This is a genomic window from Belnapia mucosa (assembly GCF_016775475.1).
GTDB lineage: Bacteria > Pseudomonadota > Alphaproteobacteria > Acetobacterales > Acetobacteraceae > Belnapia > Belnapia mucosa.
The window spans coordinates 1-1,129 of record NZ_JAEUXJ010000073.1 but is presented as its reverse complement, the minus strand read 5'-3'; the positions used below and the strand labels follow the sequence as shown (position 1 = coordinate 1,129).

Below are 1,129 nucleotides of genomic sequence, written 5' to 3'. Positions count from 1 at the left end.
ATGGCGGGGTGACAGCAGCGTCGGCGGCGACCGGGCTGGCGCGCAGCACCGTCCGGCGGGCGATCGTGGAACTGCAGAGCGGGGTCAATCCGATTGGCGCTCGGGTCAGACGCGAGGGCGGCGGGCGCAAGCGCGCGGTGGATCTGCAGCCGGAGTTGCCGGCTGCCTTGGAAGCTCTGATCGAGGATGCGATCCGCGGCGATCCGGAGACGCCGCTGCGCTGGGTCAGCCGCAGCCAGCGGCGGATCGTCCAGGCGCTGGCCGAGCGCGGCTTCGCAGTCAGCCAAAAGCTGGTGGGCCTACTGCTGCGCGAGCTGGGCTACAGCTGCCAGGCCAACCGCAAGACCCTGGAGGGGACGAACCACCCCGACCGCGATGCCCAGTTCGCCACATCAACACCGTCGTGCAGGCGGCGATGGCGGCAGGCCAGCCGGCCATCTCGGTTGACACCAAGAAGAAGGAGCTGGTTGGCGACTTCAAGAACCCCGGCCGCGAACTGCGGCCCAAGGGCCAGCCCGAGCCGGTGCGAGTACACGACTTCGAGCTGCCCGGCTTGGGCAAGGTCGCGCCCTATGGCGTCTATGACCTCGCGGCCAATGCTGGCTGGGTCAGCGTCGGAGTGGACGCCGACACCGCGGCCTTTGCAGTCGAGAGCATCCGGCGCTGGTGGCAGCAGCTGGGCCAGGTCCGCTACCCCAAAGCCAAACAGCTGGTCATCACCGCCGATTGTGGCGGCAGCAACGGCGCCCGGGTGCGGCTGTGGAAGCGCGAGTTGCAGCGCTTCGCCGACGAGTGCGGCTTGACCGTCACCGTGGCGCACCTGCCGCCCGGGACCAGCAAGTGGAACCGCATCGAGCACCGCCTCTTTGCCGCCATTTCGCAGAACTGGCGCGGCAAGCCGCTGGTCAGCCACCAGGTCATCGTCCAGCTGATCGGCGCCACCACAACGCAAACCGGGCTGACAGTGCGCTGCGAGCTCGACGCGAACAGCTACCCCAAAGGTATCAAGGTCACCGATGCCGAGATGGTTGCGCTCGCCATCGAGCGTGACGCGTTCCACGGCGAGTGGAACTACACCATCTCACCCCACCAACAGTCACCATGAAGTGCTTATTTCGCTTCAATCCCT

1 protein-coding gene is annotated in these 1,129 nt (G+C 67.3%); it reads left to right on the top strand.

Annotated features, from left to right (window positions below):
• Window positions 1-1,105, top strand: a protein-coding gene (locus tag JMJ55_RS31430; RefSeq protein ID WP_236034272.1) for an ISAzo13 family transposase whose coding sequence is annotated in 2 segments (ribosomal slippage) — window positions 1-387 and window positions 387-1,105 — 1,106 coding nt annotated over the 2 segments. Because the reading frame shifts where the segments join, the coding sequence is not laid out codon by codon here. This gene is flagged as partial in the annotation.
• Window positions 1,106-1,129: the final 24 nt, after the last annotated feature.